Here is a 415-nt window from a genome sequence, read left to right as displayed (position 1 = left end):
GGCATAGCCGATCATTATGTGTGTCATACGGGAAAGTGTAACGTATAAGGCCCCATGACTGCAAAACATATGGTACCACCTTTATGAGACACAGCACACGGCTGTATTCCATGACGTGTTGCACTTGTCCGGGACAGTCCGTCCAACGATCCCCTTCCGGACACAAGAAGGAGACATCCGATCATGGCGCGGCGCCGTCTTCTGACCCGTGAAGCTCTCGCCCGACATTACGAGCCTTCTGTCGATGATCGCGAGATCACGAGACATTTTACACTCAGCCAGGATGACTTCGATCTGATCGCAACCCGCCGCGGAGAAACCTCCCGATTGGGTTTCACGATGGTCATGCTCTACATGCGCTGGCCGGGACGGGTGCTGGAATCTGGTGAAACACCACCGGCTCCCATTCTGTCAT

The 415-nt window shown here is 54.5% G+C and carries 1 protein-coding gene; it reads left to right on the top strand.

The features are described from left to right. Window positions 1-183 precede the first annotated feature (183 nt). Window positions 184-415, top strand: a 232-nt coding sequence (locus KP705_RS18320) for a DUF4158 domain-containing protein (RefSeq protein ID WP_215765332.1), incomplete at its 3' end; no start/stop codon positions are given.

The sequence above is a fragment of the Gluconobacter sp. P1D12_c genome (assembly GCF_018812105.1).
GTDB lineage: Bacteria > Pseudomonadota > Alphaproteobacteria > Acetobacterales > Acetobacteraceae > Gluconobacter > Gluconobacter oxydans_A.
The sequence above is the reverse complement of the archived record's forward strand: the minus strand, read 5'-3'. Positions and strand labels throughout refer to the sequence as shown.